At 33.5% G+C, this 6,000-nt stretch carries 5 protein-coding genes; all 5 read right to left on the bottom strand.

The features are described from left to right. Positions 1-193 precede the first annotated feature (193 nt). Complete coding sequence (locus AB6E85_RS09240; RefSeq protein ID WP_372142373.1) at positions 194-823, bottom strand: TfoX/Sxy family DNA transformation protein; 630 nt, start codon at positions 821-823, stop codon at positions 194-196. 29 nt (positions 824-852) lie between these two features. Beyond that, positions 853-2,520 carry a response regulator gene (locus AB6E85_RS09245; protein ID WP_372142375.1) on the bottom strand — a complete coding sequence of 556 codons (1,668 nt, stop codon included), beginning with the start codon at positions 2,518-2,520 and terminating at the stop codon, positions 853-855. A gap of 83 nt (positions 2,521-2,603) precedes the next feature. After that, positions 2,604-3,776, bottom strand: a complete 1,173-nt coding sequence (locus AB6E85_RS09250) for a GGDEF domain-containing protein (protein ID WP_372142376.1) — start codon at positions 3,774-3,776, stop codon at positions 2,604-2,606. 199 nt (positions 3,777-3,975) lie between these two features. Further along, positions 3,976-4,434 carry a hypothetical protein gene (locus AB6E85_RS09255; protein WP_372142377.1) on the bottom strand — a complete coding sequence of 153 codons (459 nt, stop codon included), beginning with the start codon at positions 4,432-4,434 and terminating at the stop codon, positions 3,976-3,978. Continuing rightward, on the bottom strand, positions 4,421-5,047 hold the full coding sequence (locus AB6E85_RS09260; RefSeq protein WP_372142379.1) for a transcriptional regulator: 627 nt from the start codon (positions 5,045-5,047) through the stop codon (positions 4,421-4,423). The genes AB6E85_RS09255 and AB6E85_RS09260 overlap by 14 nt, the downstream gene beginning before the upstream one ends. Positions 5,048-6,000 lie beyond the last annotated feature (953 nt).

The following is a 6,000-nucleotide window of genomic DNA, read 5'->3' on the forward strand; positions in this document are numbered from 1 at the left end:
CGCATCAAAGAATGGATATCCAACTTGCGCGACCTGGTTATTGTTATATTTTTTGTATCAGTAATGTTAACCTCACACTATCGTCGACCCAGTCCTAAACTTACAGGTCCGTAAATTTGTTAAAATCAAATTGGTTACACTGTGTCACTTTTGATTAAATCACTACATGACCAAGGAGATAGACCTAGATCCTTTATTCTACGCAGTCCGAACATCGCAGGACTACATCTATACACGACCGAGCATCAACATATTCAAGCCAAAGTTCACTGCGTATACCCTGACTAAAAGTCGACCAATGCACACCGCGAATGGCCCCTTCTATCGATAATAAAAACTGTTCATTTATTTCGATATTATGTACTTGATTAATGGCAAGGCATGCTGACACCGAGCCTACCAACCTAAGCTTATCTACGTCATTAATACCGGCCTTTAACAACAATTTTTCTGTAGATAAACGTAAGTTTGGCAGGTCTTTAAAACGAGTCAGTGTTTTTGAAAGAACCAATTTCTCACTCTCGCATGAAATAATGACTTTATGGATAAGTTCAAAAAAATATTTTGTATCGTCAACATTTACCGGATAATATTTCGTAACCACATGCCCATTACATTTATCGTAACAGTATGGAGATATGCCGCTATCCAAAAAAAATGAAATGAGCTCTTCATCGGCTTTGACGTAAAAGTCGTCGTGAATTACTTTTCCGATCAAATTGCCATTGATAAAAACCCCATAACTACCAAACAACGTTATGTACTTAGCTTCACCTACTCTTTGAAGTAAGTTTAAGCATTTTTTTAGAAACTCTTTATTCATTGATAGAACTATTTTTAATTAGGATGGGACTATTGCGTTACCAAGGCTTTCTTTCCATTTATTGATGATAACGCCTTATTATAGCTTTGATTATAAGTTGTTTTTTTAAGTTCAGAGTTATCACTCGATTGACGTATTATATCGTCACTTTGTTTCAACAATACTCTAACTTGATTTTTCCCAAAACCTTCAGGCCAAATTTCTCCAAGGTACTCTACTATCTTAGTCCTAACAGATACAAGAGTTGGGTACTTCCTAGAAATTTCTATATAAATAGGAAGTGACTCTTTATTTGAAAGGCTTTTAATTAGATTATATTTATCGTTCAACCATGTACTTTTCTTTTCTTCGATCTCCAATATACTCTCCATCAAAAGGTTCATAGAGTCTAATATTATTTCACTGTTAAGGTCATTCTTATTTTCTACCACACAAGTCTCAAATGCTTTGATCAACATTAAGGATATTTTTTTGCACTCGTTGTCATAAGAGCAATGGGACAATAGCCACACAAAATACAAAACGTCATAGAAATGGAAGCGACACTCTCCCTTACTTGTAATTTTATAAGATGAATTGAGCAAGCTAACAAAGTCATCATACTTACCTTGAACCAATAATACGTGGGCTGAGATAATATCAATTTGTAATTGTAAATCTTTTGAGCGTTGATCTATCGATAGCAATTCAGCCATTAACCTTTCAATCTCAAGTAGACTAGAAGCTGATTCTTGATTTTCAGAATATCGCATTAGCATTCGTCTAATAAGATTTATTTTCATCCAGTTATTACTCCTGAATGTATCATTATTGCACTGGACATATTTCTTATAAAAATCTAGGGATGAAGAGTAATCTCCAACAGATAAAGACAAATTTGATATCACAAGCTCTCGCTCTGAGTTGCCTTTGGTCAAATTATTTGCAGCTTGAAGGTGTGTAATACTTGCCGGAATGTTGTGGGAAAGAACTTCGATACTTGCTATTTCTTTCAACGCACTAACATTGTTAGGATCCCGCTCGACAATACTCTCAACAACCTTCCTTGCTTTGTTAATTTCTCCGAGGTTTTTCATAGAGTTAGATATTCCTAGCTTGACCCAATCAGAGTCATTACTAGCAGACAATTCTGAATAAAATGATTGAGCTTGCTCCCAGAGCTGCATGAGTCTAAGAAATCTACCCTTTTCTCTCATAATGTGTGTGTAATAGCTTGGGAAGAAAGGCAATATTTGATCGCATGCAGCGATGCCTTGAGAAAAATCTCCAAGAGCTCTTGCAACATAGATGTCTTTCATCGCTTGTTTACGCTTAAGTCCTTGAATAACCCTAGTCTTCAAAAACGACTGATTAAACGGCTTCAATAGGTAATCATCGGGCTCTAGCTCTACCAATGCGTTAACAGTTTCAAGTGATGAGTCACCTGTTATAACGATGAATAAAGCATCACTTTTTAAGCAATCAAAATGTTTCATTTCTTCGAAAACTTGCTTACCGTCAAGCGTTGAGTAGAAATTGTAGTCACATATAACTAAATCAAAAACTTCTCTTTTTGCTATAGATATGCCAGTCTTCGGGCTTTGAGAGAAGAAAATACTTTTTTCGTTAAATCCTATTTTCGATAGCATCCCTCGCATACTATTCAACACTACATTTGAATCATCAAGTATTAATACTTTTAGCTTTGAAACGTCCATCACTTAATCTTTTAGAAAATAAAGCAGTAACGTACGTAGGAAAAGTGATTATTTACAGTAAAAAACCGCAATATAAGTATAATTTATATCAATAATTTTTCTTTATCTTCAAACATTCTCGAGTCCGATAGCTTAAGTACTGTTTCAAAGTCATTAGCCTCTTCGGAAAAAGCTATACCACAAGAAATAGAAACAACTTGCCCTTTCAAAACTTCGGACAGAGAAAGTGAACTATGCAACCGTTCAATAATCATATCTAGTTTTCCAACATCACAATTGCCAATAACAATAACCAAAAATTCATCCCCACCTAATCTAAATATCAGGTCCTCTTCTCTAAAGTTATTTTTCAAAGCTGATGCGATTATTTTTATCGCATCATCACCAACTTTATGTCCGTAGTTATCATTAAAGTATTTAATTCTATTACCGTCTATAGATATCAAAGCATATTTTGTGTGACTAAACTTTATTTTTCTATACTCGTCAAAATAATTTCTGTTATATACCCCTGTCAAACTATCGATAGAAGACTGAATCTTAACTCTATCAAGGTGAGCTTTATGCTTATGCTTAATTTTTACATTATAGACAGATAAGAAGATTAAGAATAAAATCGCTAAAAGTTTAGCTAAATCTCTTTCATCTAGGATCAATAAAAGTGGTATTTTTACATCATAGTTTATCTTGATTCCATTTCTTTCAAAAGATTCCTTAAGCTTAATCGAAAATATAGAGTCTAATTCCTTTTTGGGTCTCAAATAGATTTCTTTATTTGATGTTAGATCAAAATTGTCAATTCTGAAGTTAAATAAAGATGAAAAATACGAACTAGTTGGTACATCATATTTAATAAAATACACAAAAGTATTGTTAGCATATTTTATAGGAATATAAATTGTAACTATCGATTTTGAGTTCCAATAGTAGCTATTGCTAACTTTGATCCCATTATCATAATACTGATTATTAACATATCGATCGGTACAAATTTTTATGGCCCTACAAAGATCAGTGAAAGGAATAGGGGCAACAATATCCTGATATGGAGAAGAACTTATAAAAATTTCATCTTCAGGAAAAGCAATACCAAAATTACGAAAGTTAATACGTGAATGAAAGCCATCAAAAATATTTTTTGTAATTATCTTCTGTTGTTCATTTAGATCGTAGAAGTTGTTGTGATAATAAAAATTCTTCATATCAATATTATCTGGTATTGATGAATCAATGCTATAATTAGAATCATCTGACAAATATAAAGCATCAGCTAATACTTAGTTAGTATACAAAGTAAAAGTGTTAAGAACTAACTCCAGTTCATGTTGAACTTCCGTTCGTTTCTTGCTTAAGTCAAGGATAAATAAGCTAAGCACTATTAACGTTGCAAACACGATTTGGCTATTTAAAGTAAGCTGTTTAATGATTGATTTTGACATTGTTTAAATCTTAAAATTAATTTGACAACGAAATACGTCCTTTAAAGTCACTAGTTAGCACTTTCTTGCTTGGGAACTTTTGGAAAATATAGACTTTACTCCCTACGATCTTAAATTTATAAAACAACATCTTGTAGCCTTCAGATATTCGGTTATATCGGTCACTTGTATTTTCATCAACTCCGCCTTGAACTCTTTTCCTATTGTAGACCAAGTATATAACTTGTTCACCAAACACTAATTGCCTTCCCTCAACTTTCCATGTAGATAGAATTTTACTATCACCTTCTCGATGATAATGTAAAGCGACTACTTTTCCTCGATAACAACTCAAAAATGTCTCTCGATTATTGTCCGTTACCATATCGGTGAGTTGATAAGAACAACCAGCTCCATTAACCAAACCATACATAAAAAATGAAACTGTGATCGAAAACATGAACAAAGAAATAACTAATAATTTATTCAACATCATCAGCCACCTCGACATACTCGTCTAAAGATGCAAAATATATTTTACTATTTTTGTTAAATTTTATTTTTCCTAAGTCACTCTCTTGTGAGGTTTGATAGCAAACTTCATTATTAAATATTGACTCACACTTCACATAAACCCACGACATTGAAAAATAGAAAATAAATATGCTGGAAAACGAAATCAAAAACGAAATCAAACCAATCTTTATAATTTTTCCATTTTTATATTTCTCGGTTTTATTATTTGAAATTTCATTACCTATCTGAGTCTTATCAATCGCAAATATTTCTGAGATCGGCACATCAGCATCGCTTAAGACAATCTTATAGCCTCTTTTAGGCTCATTAACTATCTTTATACCTCCGAGCTTAAGAATTTTTCTCAAGTTTGAAATAGCAACAGCTAAAGAGTTAACTCCTATCGAGTTATCTTCACCCCAACCGGCTAATTCGAGATCCTTTCTAGGTATTAATGAGTCAATATCACTATGAAGTTTTTTAAGAATATTAGCTTCCGGTAAAGTAATGACATAGTCCATTCCATCAGGCATCTTCAAAGTGGCATTTTGAGAAATCTCCAACTCAAAAGTACCTATGTGAATAAGCTCCATTTTTGACTCCAACTTACAACCCCAACTTATTATAGTTCTTTTTATTATTTATGCTTTACCTAGTTAAGAATGCTAGTCACTGTAAACCTTTGACCTCCCTTCCTTACAAAGTACTCTTCTAGCCAATGCTGTTCGTGTTCTGAAATCCGAAAGGTGCAATGGACATTTTTCTCTATCACAAGTTCATTGTCACACATGTCTAAAAGAGACTGGACTGACCTAGCTATAAGAGTAGCCCTTGTAGGTGCTACCTCGGCCATTCGGCGCTCAGTTACAATACCATTTAACTTTCCCATGCTCGCTCTCCCGAGTTTTTACAAATTAAGCTTAAGTTATATAAGGAGTGCATTAGAAGAGGAATACTATAAAAATCATAATGAAAATATATAATTTATAGTCAAAATATGCGATTAATGTGATAGAAATCGCACCCAATTGATAAATTAGCCAGTTAATCAATTCACCTTTATTAACATTCAAATCAAGTACTTATGAAATCAGCTGTACATTTCGTCGTCAAAAAAGACGTCAAAAACGTCAATTTCAATAATCAAGCCAAATGGTATGTATAGCTTTTCTATATGACTCATCAATTTAGAGCTCGCTACTATATAAAACTAGCCCAACATTTCGACCCTAAGTTTTGCGATAGTCCAGCCCAAAGAAAACATATAACATGAGAAAAATAGGTAAAATCGCCAATCCTAATTTTATCGTTCCTGGGTCATTCGAGCTCGAAATAATCATGATATCTGCGAAGCTCAGTAAAACGATCACTCCTTCGAACACTAAACCAGCGACCATATTTTCTTTCGGTATAGCGTAGATGCTCTCGACATAGAAATTACCTTTCTCCTCTCATCCATATTCAATCAAGTACACTCGTATAATGTTAAAGGGCGTTGTTGCCTAAATTAGTTGAACCTTTTCCAAGTCCTGTGATCTGATCATTT

Source organism: Vibrio sp. 10N.247.311.51, assembly GCF_041467855.1.
GTDB lineage: Bacteria > Pseudomonadota > Gammaproteobacteria > Enterobacterales > Vibrionaceae > Vibrio > Vibrio coralliirubri.